Consider the following 15,937-nt stretch of genomic DNA (forward strand, 5'->3'; position numbering starts at 1 on the left):
CTCGTTGATGGGACAACCGCCGTTTGCAGGGGAGCGTTCCGTCCGATGCCGCACATCCGCAGAATCTGCAGAATCCGCACAGCCCGCAGAACCCGGCACCTCGGACTCATCGGGATGCTGCTCATCGCCGTGGCCTTCGCCGGACTCCAGCTGACGGCGGTCACCGGACGGGCCTCGCCCGATACGAAGAACTACCTCTCCTACGCCCTGAGTCTCAGCGGCGAGAGCCGTCAGGACGCGGGTCGCCTGGCCATCGGCTACTCGTGCGCCAGCGGGCAGCAAGGGACCCTGACCTCCATCCCCTGGACCAGCAGGAAGGCCGCGGGCGAATCGGAGGAACAGTGCGTGCGCCGGCTGAACGACTCGGTCGCGTACTGGTCCCGCCACGGCAACACCTCGGGGATGACCGCCCCGTTCGCCAACCAGCGGTTCATGGCCATCTTCGAGGCCAGGCCCGGCTATCCGCTGTTCCTGGTCCCCTTCGTGACCGCCTTCGGCGCCACCTGGGGCCTCTGGCTCGCCGGGCTCGTCGTGGCGCTGGCCGGAAGCGTCTGCGGCCTGCTCGCCCTCCGTGCGGCAGGTGCTTCCCGGCGCGCCGGTCTGGCCGGGCAGGCCCTGTACCTCGCCCTGCCCACCGGCACCGTCGCCATGAACCCCCTGAGCGACGGGCTCTCCCTGGCGCTCGGCACGGCGGTCGTCCTCGGCTGCGTCCTGCTGCTGCGGGACCGGCCCCGTACCGGCGGGGCATCCGGTACGAGCGTGGGGGCCTGGGCGGGCGCGGCCGGGCCCCGTACCGGCGCGACGCTCGTCGCGGGCGGCCTCGCCCTGATGTTCCTCGTCCGGTACTCGCAGGCACTGCTGCTGGCAGCCGCTCTCGCGGGCGTCTTCCTGGCCCGGGCCGGGTGGCTCCGCCTGAAGGGGCGGCGGTCCACCCCCGTACTCCGGGCGGCCGGACTGTGCGGTGTGCTGGCGGCGGCCGTCTACGCCGGGGCGCATCTCCTGTCCTGGCCCATGGGCCAGGACAGCGCCCAGGACCTGCTGACCCACCACTACCAGCGCCCCGACCGGCCCGATCCCTGGCCCGAGTTCTTCGTCCAGGAGCGCGTCTTCTGGTCGGCGTGGCTCCGGCGCCAGGCCACGTACCCGGTCCTGCCCGTCCTGCTCGCGCTCTCGGCCTGGGCGCTGCTGAGACGGCGCTCCGTGGTGCTGCCCGTCGCCCTGGCGGCAGGGGCGGCGGGTCTCCTCAACCAGGCGGGCCATCCGAACCTGGACCAGCTCCTCGGCCACCGCCTCATCGTGTTCGTCTGGCTGCTGCCCGTCCTGGCGATTCCGCTGCTCCTGGACCGGCCACGGCCCGACCCCGCGTCCGGGCCAGGCCCGTCACTCCGTATCGCGCAGCTGAAGAACGTACGCAGCGGTCAGCGCGACGGCACGGTCCGCGTCGTGGAGCAGATCCCCGAGAGCACGTGAGGCGGCCGCCCCCGGCCCGTCTGCCAGGGCCTGGGCCAGCCGCCCGCGCGCCGACACGGGGGCGGAGCCGTGGGCGAGACGGTCGACGAGCACGGCCGTGATCCGGTCCGCCGCCGTGTCGTCGCCGGCCAGCACGCTCAGCGCGTCGGCCGCGTCCGTGTCGTTCCTCCCCGCCACGACCATGTCGACGAGCTCCGGGACCGCATCCGCCGCACCCCGTGTCCCGAGCGCGAGAGCGGCGTGGCCGCGGACCGCGGCGTCGGTGTGCGCGAGGGCGTCCCGCAGCAGCGCGGTGGCCTCGTCGCCGGGCATCTCGGCGAGCGACCGTACGGCACGCTCCCGCACCGCGGCCTCCGGTGCGCCGAGCCCCTCCGCCAGCAGCGCCGGTCCGCCGCCGCCCGATCGCGCCAGCGCCCAGCGGAGGGCGCCGGCCACGTTCGGGTCGGCCTCGCCGAGCGCCGCCTCGGCCAGGGCCTCCACCGGAACCTCGTCGGCCGATGCGAGGGCCGCGCGCTGGCGTGCGTCGGCGCTGGGGGACCCCAGGGCCCGCAGGAGCGTGACGACCTGGAGGACGTCCTCCCAGCCGGCCGGGTCCGTGGCGTGGACCCGATGCAGCCGCGTGAGCAACGCGGTCTCCGCCGCGATGCGTTCGCGCGTCCGACGGATGAGGTCGTCGACGAGCGCCAAGGGCGTGAAACCGGGATCGTCGAGCGCGCGCCCGATCTCCCGCAGCGAAAGCCCCACCGCCCGCAGGCTCTCGACATGGAAGATCCGCTGGATGTCCGCCCCGGAGTACTCCCGGTAGCCGGACCCGGTGCGGCCCGAGGGCCGCACCAGACCGAGCGACTCGTAGTGCCGGAGCATGCGGGAGCTGATCCCGGACCGCCGCGCCACCTCACCGATCAGCACGCTTCACGGTCCTTCCCCGTCGGCGCCGAGGGCGACGACACGCTTCGCCTCCTCCAGCGCGAACGTGAATCCGGCGTCCGGGTCGCGCAGCAACCGGTCCGTGGCGAGCGCGTGCGCGCGTACGCGCGGATCGGGGGCCCTCGTCGCGGCGGCCAGAGCCGGCGCCATCGCGTCCCCCAGCGCGACCAGCGCCCGGCTGAGACTGAGCCGCGTCTCCCGCCCACCGCGCCCGAGCTGCGTCGCCAGCACCGCCGCCAACGCGCCTTCCTCCCCTTCCGGCACGAGCACGACCGCCGCCCGCCAGGCACTCCGCGCCACCTCGTCGTCGGCGTCGGACAGGAGCGCCCGGGTGATCGCCGGCCACGCCCGCCGGTCCCCGACCTTGGACAACGTGTGCAGCGCCTGGCTCCGCGCCCGCGAGTGCTCCGAGCGGACTTCGCGGAGCAGCCGGGGAAGCGTGACGGACACCGGGTGGCGGGTGAGCGCCCAGGTCAGCATGGACCGCACGAAGAAATCGGGCTCGACCGCGCACCGGTCGACGAGCGTGTCGACGCAGCGCGGGTCCGGCCTCGTGCCGACGGCCAGCGCGGCCCGCAGCCGTACGGCCGAACGATCGCCCTCCAGCCCACGAAGCGCTCGTACCGCGGTGGTGTCGGCGTCCGCGCCCGCGCCCGTACCCGTACCCGAGTCCGTGCCGTGTCCCGTGACCGTCATCGAGACCACCTCCTCGACCAGCAGTGAAGAGCTTGTCACCGTGTCAAGGTCAAACCGGAGCGGCCGGGCCCCGGCTCACGGTCCGCGCCAGACGTTGGCGAAGGCCGTGTTCTCGATGGTCCGCCGCTGGCGTACGGACTCCAGCTCCATCACCGCTTCGTGGACGGTGGCGACCACGGCCGTCACCGTCTCGTCGTCGAGAGGGGGTTCGTCGTCGTCGGATCGTCCGCCGTCGATGCCCACGGCCGATGCGAGGGCGGCCAGGACGGGCTCGGCCTCCGCCCAGCGGTCGGCGGCCCGGCGGCGGCCGGGTGTATCGACCAGCTCCACGCGCTTGGGGCCGAAGGGCAACCGGCCGCTCCTCTTCTGCGTGAGCTCGCCGGCCTCCTCCAGCGCGTCCTGGTAGGTGGCCGAGAGGTCGCGGCCGCGCCGCCAGAGCCAGTCCTCGATCCGCTCGTGGGGCGGTTGCCGGGTGATCAGCGCGGCGGCCTCACCGAGCAGCCGGTCGTCCGGCGCCGACGCCTCACCCGGCACGATGAGGTCGCCGTCCACGGTGATGGCTCCCGCACCGATGAGATCGAGGAGTTCGGCTCCCGCGAGCGCGAGCGACAGGTCGCCCTGCCCCACGGTGTGCTCCGGCTCCGGGTCCATGGCGATGATGAACAGGTCTTTCGCCGTGGTCATGAACGGCTCCCCTCAGAGACATCGACAACGCGGGTCCCCACCGGCCCGCCCCGGCCGGGAGCCGGTTCGGCGTCGGAGTGACTGCCACGACCAGTATCGCCTCGGCCCGGGCGGGATCCGAAAGAAATCGATGGCCGTTTCCCGGAGCGATCTCCAGACTGATCCGATGAGCCATGGGAAAACCTCGTACGTCTGCCTCTCCTGCCGGGTCTCGTACAAGCAGCCCCATGACCGGGCTAGGCAGCGGAGCTGTCCGCGCTGCGCGGAGCCGATGATCCACGCGGGATCGGCGTTCGCGGCACCGCGGCGGCGGGACGTCGCGGCGTGGCGGGTCCTCACCGTGCTGCTGAACGCGGGCGTGGGGTTTCACAAGAGCTGTTGCGGCGGGCCCGGATACCGGCCCCGGGGGCTGCGTGAGGTGCGCGAGCGGATGACGTACGCGCGGCGCAGCGGCACGCCGGTCGCCAAGGCGCTCGTACGGTTCAACGTGCCGTAGCGCGCGAGGGCCGCGGTTCGGTACGGGCCGGCCGCAGCCGGTCGTGGAGGACCGCGAAGGCCGTGTACGCCACGGGAAGGGTCACGGCGGCGGTGACGAGGACGCCGACGGCGACGGGCGCGAGGATGCCGGCGTAGTACGCGGCGAAGAAGTTGCCCGTGGCCGGTTCGAGGAGGCTTCGGACGAGGGGCCGCAGGGGCAGGGCGAGCTGCACCGCCAGCCGGAACACCCCGGCGGCGAGCGCGGCCAGAGGCAGCGCGAGGGCGAGGACGCGGGGTGCTCCGGCACGCGTCCACGTCAGCGACCAGGAACGGCGCAGAGCCGCGCGGGGCCCGAGGCCATCGGCCGCGGCGGCCGGCGCGAGGGTGAGGGCGAGGCGCAGCAGCACGGCGACGAACACGGCGGCGGCGGGGGAGACTTCGACCATCGTGTGGGGCCACGATCCGCGTTCCAGGGGCTCCGGGGTGTCGAGGTGGTAGCCGGTGAGACGGTCCGCCACGAAGGCGACGAGCAGGGGCAGGGGCCAGACGATCAGGCCGCGCAACGCGTACACGGCGAGCACCGGTCGCAGCCGCTCGGAGACCGGGGCCCGCTGTGGCCGGGCCGCGCGCGGGAGTTCGCGGGACCGGCCCGCGACCGCCCGCGAGCACACCGTCTGCAGGGCCGCGCTGCCGGTGCCGAGGAGCACCAGGAAGAGCGGGAGCGCGCCGAGGGCGACCAACGTCAGATCGGTGTGGTCGTGCAGATAGGGGTCCTCGATGTGCTGGTACCAGATGCGTTGGTTCCGCATACGGGTGAAGACGGGCCAGGCGAGTGCGAAGACCGCGGCCGTCACCAGCAGTCCGGCCAGGCCGGACAGACCGACGACGCGCGCCGTCGCACCCGCCAAGGTGCCCCGCTGCCGCCGCAGGACGCCGAACGTCGTTGCCAGGAGGCCGAGTTGAGGGCTCCCGCTCGTCGGTGGTGCCGGGCGGTCGTGCTGTGGGGTCATGGGGCGAGCCTTCCGCACGTTCCGTTCGGTCCCGTTCTTCCGTCTTCTGTCTTCCGTTTCGGGAAGGACGCCGAGGGGACCCGGCACGGTTCTGGATCATGGTCGGTCGCTTTGTGTGCCACCATGGGTACGCAACGTCACGGCGCGGTCGCTTCGGTGGCCCGTGCGTCCGTGCGTCTGCGGAAACACGTACCCGCGTGTGGCCCCCACCCGTGACCGGCCCTGCCTGCCGGGAAGAGAGGGCCACGGCAACACCCCCATCACCAGAAGGATTTCACCCATGCGCTTTCGCTCCGCCCTCCCCGCCGTCCTCGGCGCCGCGCTGCTCCTCGCCGCCGTCCCCTCCTCCGCCTCGGCGGCCGAGGGGCAGTTCCGCTACGACTACGTGACCGTCGAGGGATACGAGGCGACCGGCTTCCTGAACAGCCCGCCGAGCGGCCAGTGCGTCAATCTGCCGGGCGTCGACCAGGAGAACCCCGAGCCCGGACACTCCCCGAAGAACCGCACGGACGCCTGGGCGCAGGTCTTCACCGACACCGACTGCGAGGGTGACTCCTTCCCCCTCCGCCCGCACACCGGCGGGGCGTCGGAGCGGCTGAAGGTGCGTTCGGTGCTCTTCATCTGACGAGCCGCTATGCGTGTTGCCCGGGCCGGACGGTCGGCTCCGGGCAACACGTCCCCGTAAGCGTCAAGTCGCTGTATTCGCCCGGTCCTGCGAACCGTCCTCCTCTTTCTCCTTCTCTTCCTTCTCCTCGGTTCGCCGCCGCGGCGCGCCTCGCCCACGCGTCCGGTCCATCTCGCGCCACTCCGGCCGCAGTCCGGCCAGATTGGTGGTGAGGAAGTACGCGGCTCCGCAGGCGAGCAGAACCGGTGTGAGTCCGACGGCGGTCACCGCCGCACCGGCGAGCAGCCCGCCGAGCGGGATGCCGGACCAGGACAGCGAGTCGCCGAGGGCGTTGACGCGGCCCAGCATCCTGCGTGGCACCCGTTCGATGAGGACGGCCCCCAGTACGGGGTTGATGAACCCGGCCCCGAACCCGCTGACGGCGAAGACGGCGAGCACCGCCCCCAGCGGAGCGTCGACGGCCAGCACCAGGAACCTCGGCGCCCCGGCCAGCAGGAACCCGCCGAGGAACACCATCCTGCGCCGCAGTCGGTGCGCGGCCATCGCGGCGATGAGGCTCCCGGCGACCGCGGCGGCCCCCATCACACTGCCGATCAGGCCGATCGCCGTCGGGCCGTTCCCGGATTCCCTGGCCCAGACGGGCAGCAGCAGGGTGGTCAGCGCCGCGTCCAGGAAGTTGGTGATCCCGACCATGACGATGACGGCCAGCAGCAACGGCTCGCCCCGCAGGAAGGCGAAACCCTCGCCGAACCGGCGCCAGTAGCCCGGTTCCGGTTCCGCCCCGTCGACCGGTGCCGCGGTGTCCACGGCCGGACGCCCCATACCGCGAGGCAGCGCGACGGCGACGATCACCGAGCCTAGGGCGAAGCAGACCGCGTTGAGGACCAGGCCGGGCAGGGGGCCGAGCAGGGCCACCAGGACGCCGCCCGCCGCCGGGCCGACGGTGGAGGCCAGCCGCTCGACCACGCCGGACAGGCCGGTGGCCCGCTCCAGCGGTATCCCGCCACGCTCGGCCGCTTCCGGCACCATGACTTCCTTGGCCAGATCGCCCGGGCCACGAGCCGCGCCGATCACCGCGACCAGGCCCAGCAGGACCGGGAAGGACAGCAGGTCCAGGGTGTGGAGCAGCGGGATCGACGCGGCGGCGACCGCGCTGGCCAGGTCCGTGGTCCAGGAGACGGCCCGCGGTCCGGTCCGGTCCACCAGGGGGCCGGTGAAGGCCTTGACCAGGACGTAGGGCGCCATCTCGCAGAAGGCGACCAGCCCGGTCAGGGTCGCGCTGCCGGTCGTGACGAGCACGAACCAGGGCAGGGCCACCAAGGAGATGCGGGTGCCGGTCAGGGACACGGCGATGGCCGCCAGCACCCCGCCCAGCGGCCGTAAGGACTTCTCGCCGGATATGCCGCCGAGGTCGCCCGGGGCGGCCGCCGTCATGAGGTCCCCGTGTCCGCCGCGGGGGTGTCCAGCTCGGGAAGGATGTGCGTGATCACGGCGACCCGTTCGGCTCCCTCGGGGGCGCTCGCCGCCGCACCCGGGTCGTCCCGCCGGTAACGCGAGATGACGTCCTTCAACTCCCGTTCCAGCGCGACGGCTTCCTCGGGGGTGAGCCGCAGGGCCCAGTCGCTCATGTCGAAGGTGTTGCGCCACACGCGAGGCATCGTCTGCAGCCCGTTCAGGGTCTGTTGCGTGCGCAGGGTATAGATGGCGGCGACGGACTGCTGGTAGGCCAGCGCGGCCTCGGGCTCCCGCTCGGTCAGCTCCGGATCGTTGAACCAGGTCGTCCGGTGCACCGAACGCCACCAGCGCTCCCGCGCGTTGCCGCGTTCGGTGTCCTCCTCGACGAAACCGGCCGCGCCGAGCTGACGCAGGTGGTAACTGGCAGTCCCGGAGTTCACGCCCAGCCGCTCCGCGAGGCGCGTGGCCGTCGACGGGCCGTACTTCCGCAGCAGCCCGACCAGTTGCACGCGTACCGGATGCGCCAGGGCACGGAGCCCCTTGGCATCCAGAACCACCGAGTCCTCTTCGACGTCCGGGCCGTCCGGTCTCTCCACCGCATCAGTCATGGGATACAAGGTAGACCGCAAAGGGTTCTTCGCAAAGGGGTCTTCGCGAAGAACTCTTTGCGAAGACCCCTTTGCGGAGGTCTCTACGGTTCGTTCGTGAAGCGCTGCGCCCGAACGGCTGCCCGGACCCGCTCAGCTCTTCCGCTCACCCAGGACGCAGAATTCGTTGCCCTCCGGGTCGAGGAGGGTCACCCAGTGCTGCTCGTCCCGCACGGTGTCGGCGCGCCGGGCGCCGAGGGAGAGCAGCCGGGCGCTTTGCATAAAAGTGCGTCGATGCGTATAGTCATGCCATCGATCAGGAGGGTTACCGATGGTGGTACGAGCAGCAGTGGCAGGGGCGAGCGGATACGCCGGCGGGGAGCTGCTCCGCCTTCTGCTGGCGCACCCGGAGGTCGAGATCGGCGCCCTCACCGGGCACTCCAACGCCGGGCAGGCGCTCGGATCGCTCCAGCCGCATCTGCGGCCGCTGGCCGACCGGGTGCTGGAGCCCACCACCGCCGAGGTCCTCGCCGGGCACGACGTCGTCTTCCTGGCGCTCCCGCACGGGCAGTCCGCCGCCGTCGCCGAGCAGCTCGGGGAGGAGGTCCTCGTCGTCGATATGGGGGCCGACTTCCGGCTCAAGGACGCCGGTGACTGGGAGACGTTCTACGGGTCCGCGCACGCCGGGACCTGGCCCTACGGGCTGCCCGAGCTGCCGGGCGGGCGGGCCGCGCTCGCCGGGTCGCGGCGGATCGCCGTGCCCGGGTGCTACCCGACCGCCGTGTCCCTCGCGCTCTTCCCCGCGTACGAGGCCGCCCTCGCCGAGCCCGAGGCCGTGATCGTCGCCGCGTCGGGCACCTCAGGGGCGGGCAAGGCGGCCAAGCCGCATCTGCTCGGCTCCGAGGTGATGGGCAACATGACCCCGTACGGCGTCGGCGGCGGGCACCGTCACACGCCCGAGATGATCCAGAACCTCAGCGCCGCCGCCGGTGAGCCGGTCACCGTCTCCTTCACGCCCACCCTCGCGCCCATGCCGCGCGGCATCCTCGCCACGTGCAGCGCGAAGGCGAAGCCCGGCGTGAGCGCCGAGAGCCTGCGCGCGGTGTATGAGAAGGCCTTCGCGGACGAGCCGTTCGTGGACCTCCTGCCCGAGGGGCAGTGGCCCGCCACCGCCGCGGTGTACGGCTCCAACGCCGTACAGGTCCAGGTCGCCCACGACCCCGCCGCCGGTCGGATCATCGTCATCTGCGCCATCGACAATCTCGCCAAGGGCACCGCGGGCGGCGCCCTCCAGAGCATGAACATCGCCCTCGGACTCCCCGAGGACACAGGTCTTTCGACGATCGGAGTCGCACCGTGAGCGTCACGGCAGCACAGGGATTCACCGCGGCGGGCATCGCCGCGGGAATCAAGGACAGCGGGAACCCGGACCTGGCCCTCGTGGTCAACAACGGGCCGCGCCGCGCCGCCGCGGGCGTCTTCACCTCCAACCGTGTCAAGGCCGCCCCGGTGCTCTGGTCGGAGCAGGTTCTCAAGGGCGGCGAGGTCACCGCCGTCGTCCTCAACTCCGGTGGCGCCAACGCTTGTACGGGACCCCAGGGGTTCCAGGACACCCACGCGACCGCCGAGAAGGTGGCCGAGGTGCTGGAGGGCCACAGCGCGGGTGAGGTCGCCGTCGCCTCCACCGGGCTCATCGGTCTCCTGCTCCCCATGGACAAGCTGCTCCCCGGTATCGAGCAGGCCGCGGCCGCGCTCAGCGAGCACGGCGGTGAGAAGGCCGCCATCGCCATCAAGACCACCGACACCGTGCACAAGACGGCCGTCGCGGGCGGCGAGGGCTGGACCGTCGGCGGCATGGCCAAGGGCGCGGGCATGCTCGCCCCGGGCCTCGCCACCATGCTCGTCGTCCTCACCACCGACGCCGATGTGCCCGCGGAACAGCTGGACGCCGCCCTCCGCGACGCCACCCGCACCACCTTCGACCGGGTCGACTCCGACGGCTGCATGTCCACCAACGACACCGTGCTGCTGCTCGCCTCCGGCGCCAGCGGCATCACCCCGGAGCGGGGCGCGTTCGCCGAGGCCGTACGGGCTGTCTGCGACGACCTCGCCCGGCAGCTCATCGGCGACGCCGAAGGCGCGTCCAAGGACATCCGGATCGAGGTGATCAACGCGGCCACCGAGGACGACGCCGTCGAGGTCGGCCGGTCCATCGCCCGGAACAACCTCCTCAAGTGCGCGATCCACGGCGAGGACCCCAACTGGGGCCGCGTCCTCTCCGCCATCGGCACCACGAAGGCCGCCTTCGAGCCGGACCGGCTCAATGTCGCCATCAACGACGTCTGGGTCTGCAAGAACGGGGGAGTGGGCGAGGACCGCGACCTCGTCGACATGCGCTTCCGGGAGGTCAAGGTCACCGCCGACCTCGCCGCGGGTACCGAGTCCGCTGTCATCTGGGCCAACGACCTCACCGCGGACTACGTCCACGAGAACAGCGCGTACAGCTCATGAGCGCCGCGCGGAAGCACACCGCACTCCCGAAGGCGCAGATCCTCATCGAGGCGCTGCCCTGGCTGACCCGGCACAACGGCAAGACCGTCGTCATCAAGTTCGGCGGCAACGCCATGATCGACGAGGAGCTGAAGGCGGCCTTCGCCCAGGACGTCGTCTTCCTGCGGCACGCCGGCCTCAAGCCCGTCGTCGTGCACGGCGGCGGCCCGCAGATCAGCGCCCAGCTCGACAAGCAGGGCCTGGTCAGCGAGTTCAAGGCCGGGCTGCGCGTCACCACCCCCGAGGCGATGGACGTCGTCCGGATGGTGCTCGCCGGACAGGTCCAGCGCGAGCTGGTCGGCCTCCTCAACCAGCACGGCCCCCTCGCCGTCGGCATGACCGGCGAGGACGCCCACACCATCACCGCCACCCAGCACCGGCCCACCATCGACGGCGAGTCCGTCGACATCGGCCGGGTCGGCGAGATCACCGCCATCGACACCGGGGCCATCCAGGCGCTGCTGGACGACGGCCGCATCCCGGTCGTCTCCTCCATCGCCCGCTCCGCCGACGACCACCACGTCTACAACGTCAACGCCGACACCGCGGCCGCCGCGCTCGCCGCCGCCCTGAACGCCGAGACGCTGATGGTCCTCACCGACGTCGAGGGGCTGTACGAGGACTGGCCCAACAGCGACGACGTCATCAGCCGGCTCACCGCGAGCCAGCTGGAGAAGCTGCTGCCGGAGCTGTCCAGTGGCATGGTCCCCAAGATGCAGGGCTGTCTGCACGCCGTGCGCAACGGCGTCGAGACCGCCCGCGTCATCGACGGCCGGGTCCAGCACTCGATCCTGCTGGAGATCTTCACCGACGAGGGCATCGGCACCATGGTCGTGCCGGACGCCCCCATCGACGTACACGCAGCCGACGTACACACAGGGCCTGAACAGGGGGCATCATGACCGGCACCGACAGCAGCGGACTCACCTCGCGCTGGCAGGGCGCGCTGATGGACAACTACGGCACGCCCCGCCTGCCGCTCGTCCGCGGCGAAGGCGCGTACGTCTGGGACGAGGACGGCACCCGTTACCTCGACTTCGTCGGCGGCATCGCGGTCAACGCCCTCGGCCACGCCCACCCCGCCGTCGTCGAGGCCGTCTCCACCCAGATCGCCTCCCTCGGTCACGTATCGAACCTGTTCATCGCCGAGCCGCCGGTCGCGCTCGCCGAGCGGCTGCTCCAGCTGTTCGGCCGTCAGGGCCGGGTCTTCTTCGCCAACTCCGGCGCGGAGGCCAACGAGGCCGCCTTCAAGATCGGCCGGCTCACCGGGCGCACCCACATGGTCGCCACCGACGGCGGCTTCCACGGCCGGACGATGGGCGCGCTCGCCCTCACCGGCCAGCCGGGGAAGCAGGAGCCGTTCCGGCCGCTGCCCGGCGATGTCACGCATGTGCCGTACGGGGACGTGGACGCCCTGCGCGCAGCCGTCACCACCGACACCGCGCTGGTCATCATCGAGCCGGTGCAGGGCGAGAACGGTGTCGTCGTTCCGCCCAAGGGCTATCTGGAGGCCGTCAGGGAGATCACGCGTGCCACCGGCACCCTCCTCGTCCTCGACGAGGTGCAGACCGGGATCGGCCGCTGCGGCCACTGGTTCGAGCACCAGGCCCGCCAAGGCGTCGAGCCGGACATCGTCACCCTCGCCAAGGGACTCGGCGGCGGACTGCCGATCGGTGCGACCGTCGCCTTCGGCCCGGCCGCCGACCTGCTGAAGCCCGGGCACCACGGCACCACCTTCGGCGGCAACCCCGTCGCCTGCGCCGCCGGACTCGCCGTCATCGACACCCTCGCGGCCGACGGCGCGCTCGACGAGGTCAAGCGGCTCGGGGAGAAGATCCGCGACGGCGTGGAGGCGCTGGGACACCCGCTGGTCTCCCATGTCCGCGGCAGTGGCCTGCTGCTGGGTATCGTGCTCACCGGACCCCTCGCACCGCAGGTGCAGCAGGCGGCCCAGGGAGCCGGCCTCCTGGTGAACGCGCCCGCCCCCGATGTCGTACGGCTCATGCCGCCGCTGATCATCGGTGACGCGGAGGTGGACGCGTTCCTGGAGATCCTGCCGAGCGCTCTCGACGCGGCACACGGGGACGGACGATCCGGAGCATGACCCTCCGGAGAATGAGGCGACGACGATGACCGAGGCGCAGGAAACCGAGCACGGCGGGCCGTCCGTGCCGCAGACCCGCACCGCCCGCCACCGCCGGATCGTGGACATCCTGAACCGGCAGCCGGTCCGCTCGCAGAGCCAGCTGGCCAAGCTCCTCGCCGACGACGGGCTGAGCGTCACCCAGGCGACGCTCTCCCGCGACCTCGACGAGCTGGGAGCGGTGAAGATCCGCAACACCGGCGGCGAGCTGATCTACGCGGTGCCGAGCGAGGGCGGATTCCGCACCCCGCAGGCCCCGCTGGGCGGCTCGGCCAAGGAGGAGCGGATGCGCAGGCTCTCCTCCGAACTGCTCATCTCGGCGGAGGCCTCGGCCAACCTCGTGGTGCTGCGCACCCCGCCGGGCGCCGCCCAGTTCCTCGCCTCGGCCATCGACCAGGCCGAACTGCACGACATCCTCGGCACCATCGCGGGCGACGACACGCTGATGCTCATCAGCCGCGACCCGAACGGCGGTCAGGCGCTCGCCGACCACCTGCTGAGGCTCGCTCAGAACGACCGCTGAGCGGTTCCGTTCAGTAGCGCGTGATCGCGGTCGGGCCCGAGCTGGTCCCGACCGCGATGTGCGGTGCGCGCTCCGGGTCCGCCCAGGCCAGGATCCGCGCCATCGCGTCCGCCGGGACCGAGACACAGCCGGCCGTCGCCCCGCGCCCGTTCACATGCAGGAAGATCCCCGCGCCCCGGCCGCGTACCGGACGGTCGTAGTTGAAACCGATCACCAGCGCCCGGGCGTACTGCGTGCCGTAGGAGACCAGATGCTCGGCCTCCGCCGCCCGGCAGTCCGCCGGGCGCGGCTCCACCCAACGGTTGTACGCGCCCGAGGCGTTGTCCTGGCACCACCAGGAGTCCTCGGTGACCTCGCGGTACGGATACGTCGTCCCCGCCGGGGCGTCCTCGATGCCGAAGGCGTACGGCAGGTCGTAAAGACCGGTCGGCGTGGTGTTCGTGCCCTGCTCCCGGGTCGCGCCATCGGCGAGCCCGTTCGCCCCGAACCGTGCGGGCGCGGATCCCGCCTCCGCCCACCGGCCCCCGCGCCGCTCCCACCAGGTCACCGTGCCCGTCGTGGAGCCGGTGTCCGGGGCCTCGGCGGTGATCAGTTGGGAGCCGCCGCCCGTGTCCGCCAGCCGGTCCGGCAGGGGCGGTACGTCGGTGGCGGAGGCGGCGGCGGGCCCGGCCCCGAGGGAGCCGGCCAGGGCGAGGAGTACGGCGGCGGTCACCAGTGATCTGCGCATGCTCCGGACCGTACGGCGGCCGGCGGACCCGCCCCACCGGACCTGCTCCGTACGGCCCAGCGGCTCACTTTGGAGGCGCGGCCCGGCTCACTCCGGAAGGGCGGCCGGCAGCGGCGGGAGCGGGAGCGGCAGGCCCGGCAGTCCGTCGATGCTCGTCGCGATGTCCGGCTTCTTCGCGAAGTAGGCGCTGAGGCTCTCGTCGTCGTCGCGCTCGAACCGGTCCGCGTGCAGTGTGCGGTCCTCGTCGTAGCTCAGGAACGGCACGCCGAACCCGCAGGTGTCACGGATCAGTTCGGCGGTCACCACGATGATCGCGCGCAGCCCGTGCGGGGCCGGGTCGACGCCGGGGAAGCGGTCGAGGAGCCCGGGGAAACGGGGGTCGTCGCGGAAGACCGGCTCACCGCGGCCGTGCACCCGCACGATGTTCGGCGGGCCCTGGAACGCGCACCACATCAGGGTGATGCGGCCGTTCTCGCGGAGGTGGGCGACGGTCTCGGCGTTGCTCCCGGCGAAGTCCAGATAGGCGACGGTCCGCTCGTCGAGGACGGCGAAGGAGCCGGTGAGGCCCTTGGGGGAGAGGTTCACCGTGCCGTCGGAGTCCAGCGGGGCGGTGGCCGTGAAGAAGATGTGCTGTTCCTCGATGAAGGTTCTGAGGCGTCCTTCGATACGCTCATGCGTTTTTCCCATGAGGTGATTATCCGCTCCGGCAGGGTTGCTGATCAGGGCATTTCAGTATCCGGGCGGCGGCCGGTGGTGCCGCTCCGCCGCCCGCAGCAACCGCGCGGCCGCCACCCGCACCGCGCGCGGCCGGTCCGGCGCGGACCGCTCGCGCAGCAGGGACTCCGGAATCCCGGCGGCCTCCGGCAACAGGGCCCGGGTCGCCGCCCGCACCACGGCCGGGCTCGGGTCGTCCAGCAACGGCGTCAGCCGCTCCCGTACCGCCTCGTCGAGTGCGCGCAGTCCGGTGATCGCGTTCAGGCGCACGACGGGCAGCGGGTGTTCGACCAGAAGCCACAGCGTTCGGGCGTCCGTCGCGCGTTCGCCGCACTCGCCGAGTCCGGCGGCCGCCGCCGGATGCGCGTCCGGTTCGGCGCACAGGGTCCGGTAGACCGGAAGCGGATCGACGCCGCCCTGCCGCAGCACATAGCGCGCGCAGGCCCGTACGACGGGGGAGCGATCGGCGAGGAACGTCCGCGCCTCACCGTGCCGCCCGGCCCGCCGCAACGCGGTCACTCCCGCCGCGCGCACCCGCGCGGCCCGGGCCGTCAGCAGCCGGTCCAGCACGGCGGCCTGCTCCGCCGCGCCGGTCGGCGCCGCGACGGCGGCCTCCGCGCAGAGGTCCTGCAGCGTGACATCGCCGCAGGTCGCCGCCGTGGCGGCCAGCTCCGACGGCGTCAGTAGCCCGCGGTCCACCGCGCCCCGGTACGCGAACCGGTACGTCGCACGGTCCGGATGTGCCGCCAGCGCCAGGACGTCCGCCGCCGGCCACTCCCGCAGCGCGCGCTCCAGCAGCGCGCGGGCGAAGTGGCCCTGAGCGCGCCGGGACAACCGCAGGGTCAGCTCGGTGAGCGGGACCAGCTCACGCGCGGACAGCTTGCCGAGCAGCAGCCTGGCGCGCTCGCGCACCGGCTCGGCCCAGTCCGCGCACCGCACCACCAGGAGCGGATGCAGCTCCGGGGCGGCGTCGATCCCGTCCAGCGCCGCCTCGCGGACCCTTCCGTCCGGGTGGCACAGGGCCAGCGCCGGTGGACGCGGTGGCGGCGGCGAGGGACGAAAGCCGAACAGGGCCGAAAGCCCCGGCCGCTTCTCGTCCAGGTGCGGCAGTCTCCAGGGCCGGTGGGCGAGTTCCCGTACGGCGGTGTCGAAGGCCACCCATGCCTCGGCCGAACCCGTGTCCAGCGCCTCGTGCGGCGGCACGCCTTCGGACACGAGCACCACGGCCTCCAACGCCTCCCGCTCGCCGTCCCTCACCGCGGCCCCTCCCTGTCGTCGGATGCCGATGCTAGTGCCGGATCAGGCAACGTTTGCCCTGTTGTGATGTGACGTGCCGTCCGGGTGCTGTG

17 protein-coding genes and 1 pseudogene are annotated in these 15,937 nt (G+C 72.5%); 8 read left to right on the forward strand and 10 right to left on the reverse strand.

Going from position 1 to position 15,937, the window contains the following annotated elements; all coding sequences use genetic code 11:
* Positions 1–114 precede the first annotated feature (114 nt).
* Positions 115–1,470, forward strand: a complete 1,356-nt coding sequence (locus ACIQPT_RS29460) for a hypothetical protein (protein ID WP_401160201.1) — start codon at positions 115–117, stop codon at positions 1,468–1,470.
* Here ACIQPT_RS29460 and ACIQPT_RS29465 read toward each other — a convergent pair.
* The 3 genes from ACIQPT_RS29465 to ACIQPT_RS29475 form a co-directional block, all read right to left on the reverse strand.
* Positions 1,381–2,379 carry a MerR family transcriptional regulator gene (locus ACIQPT_RS29465; protein WP_401160203.1) on the reverse strand — a complete coding sequence of 333 codons (999 nt, stop codon included), beginning with the start codon at positions 2,377–2,379 and terminating at the stop codon, positions 1,381–1,383. The genes ACIQPT_RS29460 and ACIQPT_RS29465 overlap by 90 nt on opposite strands.
* Before the next feature lie 3 nt (positions 2,380–2,382).
* Entirely contained in the window at positions 2,383–3,093 is a 711-nt protein-coding gene (locus ACIQPT_RS29470) for a HEAT repeat domain-containing protein (RefSeq protein ID WP_401160344.1), read from the reverse strand.
* Between the two features lie 75 nt (positions 3,094–3,168).
* A complete protein-coding gene (locus ACIQPT_RS29475) occupies positions 3,169–3,777 on the reverse strand; it encodes a GPP34 family phosphoprotein (protein ID WP_401160205.1) in 609 nt (202 codons plus the stop codon).
* Positions 3,778–3,943: 166 nt separating this feature from the next.
* Between ACIQPT_RS29475 and ACIQPT_RS29480 the strand changes: the two genes are divergently transcribed.
* Entirely contained in the window at positions 3,944–4,273 is a 330-nt protein-coding gene (locus ACIQPT_RS29480) for a deoxyxylulose-5-phosphate synthase (RefSeq protein ID WP_401160207.1), read from the forward strand.
* Here the strand turns inward: ACIQPT_RS29480 and ACIQPT_RS29485 are convergent.
* Positions 4,260–5,264 (reverse strand): hypothetical protein, encoded by a 1,005-nt coding sequence (locus ACIQPT_RS29485; RefSeq protein WP_401160209.1) that lies wholly within the window; start codon positions 5,262–5,264, stop codon positions 4,260–4,262. The genes ACIQPT_RS29480 and ACIQPT_RS29485 overlap by 14 nt on opposite strands.
* Before the next feature lie 280 nt (positions 5,265–5,544).
* On the opposite strand from ACIQPT_RS29485, the gene ACIQPT_RS29490 reads away from it, so the two are divergent.
* Positions 5,545–5,889, forward strand: a complete 345-nt coding sequence (locus tag ACIQPT_RS29490) for a hypothetical protein (protein WP_401160211.1) — start codon at positions 5,545–5,547, stop codon at positions 5,887–5,889.
* Positions 5,890–5,952: 63 nt separating this feature from the next.
* Here ACIQPT_RS29490 and ACIQPT_RS29495 read toward each other — a convergent pair whose 3' ends face one another.
* The 3 genes and pseudogenes from ACIQPT_RS29495 to ACIQPT_RS29505 all read right to left on the reverse strand — a co-directional run.
* Positions 5,953–7,323, reverse strand: a complete 1,371-nt coding sequence (locus ACIQPT_RS29495; RefSeq protein ID WP_401160213.1) for an MFS transporter — start codon at positions 7,321–7,323, stop codon at positions 5,953–5,955.
* Positions 7,320–7,952 (reverse strand): ArsR/SmtB family transcription factor, encoded by a 633-nt coding sequence (locus tag ACIQPT_RS29500; RefSeq protein ID WP_401160215.1) that lies wholly within the window; start codon positions 7,950–7,952, stop codon positions 7,320–7,322. The genes ACIQPT_RS29495 and ACIQPT_RS29500 overlap by 4 nt, the downstream gene beginning before the upstream one ends.
* 132 nt (positions 7,953–8,084) lie before the next feature.
* Positions 8,085–8,204 (reverse strand): annotated as a pseudogene (locus ACIQPT_RS29505) (VOC family protein); the annotation flags it as partial.
* A gap of 58 nt (positions 8,205–8,262) precedes the next feature.
* Between ACIQPT_RS29505 and argC the strand changes: the two are divergent.
* From argC to ACIQPT_RS29530, 5 genes are read left to right on the forward strand one after another with little or no spacing between them, the layout of a single operon-like run.
* A complete protein-coding gene (gene argC / locus ACIQPT_RS29510; protein ID WP_401160217.1) occupies positions 8,263–9,291 on the forward strand; it encodes an N-acetyl-gamma-glutamyl-phosphate reductase in 1,029 nt (342 codons plus the stop codon).
* Positions 9,288–10,442: a bifunctional glutamate N-acetyltransferase/amino-acid acetyltransferase ArgJ gene (argJ, locus tag ACIQPT_RS29515; protein ID WP_401160219.1), complete on the forward strand. Its 1,155-nt coding sequence runs from the start codon at positions 9,288–9,290 to the stop codon at positions 10,440–10,442. Before argC ends, argJ begins: the two co-directional genes overlap by 4 nt.
* Positions 10,439–11,383 carry an acetylglutamate kinase gene (argB, locus tag ACIQPT_RS29520; RefSeq protein ID WP_164613381.1) on the forward strand — a complete coding sequence of 315 codons (945 nt, stop codon included), beginning with the start codon at positions 10,439–10,441 and terminating at the stop codon, positions 11,381–11,383. The genes argJ and argB overlap by 4 nt, the downstream gene beginning before the upstream one ends.
* The gene (locus ACIQPT_RS29525; protein WP_401160221.1) at positions 11,380–12,585 is read left to right on the forward strand and encodes an acetylornithine transaminase; all 1,206 of its coding nucleotides are present in this window, start codon (positions 11,380–11,382) and stop codon (positions 12,583–12,585) included. The genes argB and ACIQPT_RS29525 overlap by 4 nt, the downstream gene beginning before the upstream one ends.
* Before the next feature lie 25 nt (positions 12,586–12,610).
* Positions 12,611–13,147, forward strand: coding sequence for an arginine repressor (locus ACIQPT_RS29530; RefSeq protein WP_366821952.1), 537 nt, complete (start codon positions 12,611–12,613; stop codon positions 13,145–13,147).
* A 10-nt stretch (positions 13,148–13,157) separates the two neighbouring features.
* Here the strand turns inward: ACIQPT_RS29530 and ACIQPT_RS29535 are convergent, their stop codons facing one another.
* From ACIQPT_RS29535 to ACIQPT_RS29545, 3 genes are all read right to left on the reverse strand, one after another.
* On the reverse strand, positions 13,158–13,874 hold the full coding sequence (locus tag ACIQPT_RS29535) for a L,D-transpeptidase (RefSeq protein WP_401160223.1): 717 nt from the start codon (positions 13,872–13,874) through the stop codon (positions 13,158–13,160).
* Positions 13,875–13,961: 87 nt separating this feature from the next.
* Positions 13,962–14,561, reverse strand: coding sequence for a pyridoxamine 5'-phosphate oxidase family protein (locus tag ACIQPT_RS29540; RefSeq protein WP_401160225.1), 600 nt, complete (start codon positions 14,559–14,561; stop codon positions 13,962–13,964).
* A gap of 42 nt (positions 14,562–14,603) precedes the next feature.
* Positions 14,604–15,845 carry a hypothetical protein gene (locus ACIQPT_RS29545; protein WP_401160226.1) on the reverse strand — a complete coding sequence of 414 codons (1,242 nt, stop codon included), beginning with the start codon at positions 15,843–15,845 and terminating at the stop codon, positions 14,604–14,606.
* Between the last annotated feature and the right edge of the window lie 92 nt (positions 15,846–15,937).

Source organism: Streptomyces sp. NPDC091289 (assembly GCF_044757365.1).
Lineage (GTDB): Bacteria > Actinomycetota > Actinomycetes > Streptomycetales > Streptomycetaceae > Streptomyces.

Excerpts from the sequence above, each read along its gene's own strand:
- argB (WP_164613381.1), top strand. The coding sequence starts at position 10,439 with ATGAGCGCCGCGCGGAAGCACACCGCACTCCCGAAGGCGCAGATCCTC.
- ACIQPT_RS29535 (WP_401160223.1), bottom strand. The coding sequence starts at position 13,874 with ATGCGCAGATCACTGGTGACCGCCGCCGTACTCCTCGCCCTGGCCGGC.
- ACIQPT_RS29475 (WP_401160205.1), bottom strand. The coding sequence starts at position 3,777 with ATGACCACGGCGAAAGACCTGTTCATCATCGCCATGGACCCGGAGCCG.
- ACIQPT_RS29485 (WP_401160209.1), bottom strand. The coding sequence starts at position 5,264 with ATGACCCCACAGCACGACCGCCCGGCACCACCGACGAGCGGGAGCCCT.
- ACIQPT_RS29480 (WP_401160207.1), top strand. The coding sequence starts at position 3,944 with ATGAGCCATGGGAAAACCTCGTACGTCTGCCTCTCCTGCCGGGTCTCG.
- argC (WP_401160217.1), top strand. The coding sequence starts at position 8,263 with ATGGTGGTACGAGCAGCAGTGGCAGGGGCGAGCGGATACGCCGGCGGG.
- ACIQPT_RS29470 (WP_401160344.1), bottom strand. The coding sequence starts at position 3,093 with ATGACGGTCACGGGACACGGCACGGACTCGGGTACGGGTACGGGCGCG.
- ACIQPT_RS29460 (WP_401160201.1), top strand. The coding sequence starts at position 115 with ATGCTGCTCATCGCCGTGGCCTTCGCCGGACTCCAGCTGACGGCGGTC.
- ACIQPT_RS29500 (WP_401160215.1), bottom strand. The coding sequence starts at position 7,952 with ATGACTGATGCGGTGGAGAGACCGGACGGCCCGGACGTCGAAGAGGAC.
- ACIQPT_RS29540 (WP_401160225.1), bottom strand. The coding sequence starts at position 14,561 with ATGGGAAAAACGCATGAGCGTATCGAAGGACGCCTCAGAACCTTCATC.
- ACIQPT_RS29525 (WP_401160221.1), top strand. The coding sequence starts at position 11,380 with ATGACCGGCACCGACAGCAGCGGACTCACCTCGCGCTGGCAGGGCGCG.
- ACIQPT_RS29490 (WP_401160211.1), top strand. The coding sequence starts at position 5,545 with ATGCGCTTTCGCTCCGCCCTCCCCGCCGTCCTCGGCGCCGCGCTGCTC.
- ACIQPT_RS29495 (WP_401160213.1), bottom strand. The coding sequence starts at position 7,323 with ATGACGGCGGCCGCCCCGGGCGACCTCGGCGGCATATCCGGCGAGAAG.
- ACIQPT_RS29530 (WP_366821952.1), top strand. The coding sequence starts at position 12,611 with ATGACCGAGGCGCAGGAAACCGAGCACGGCGGGCCGTCCGTGCCGCAG.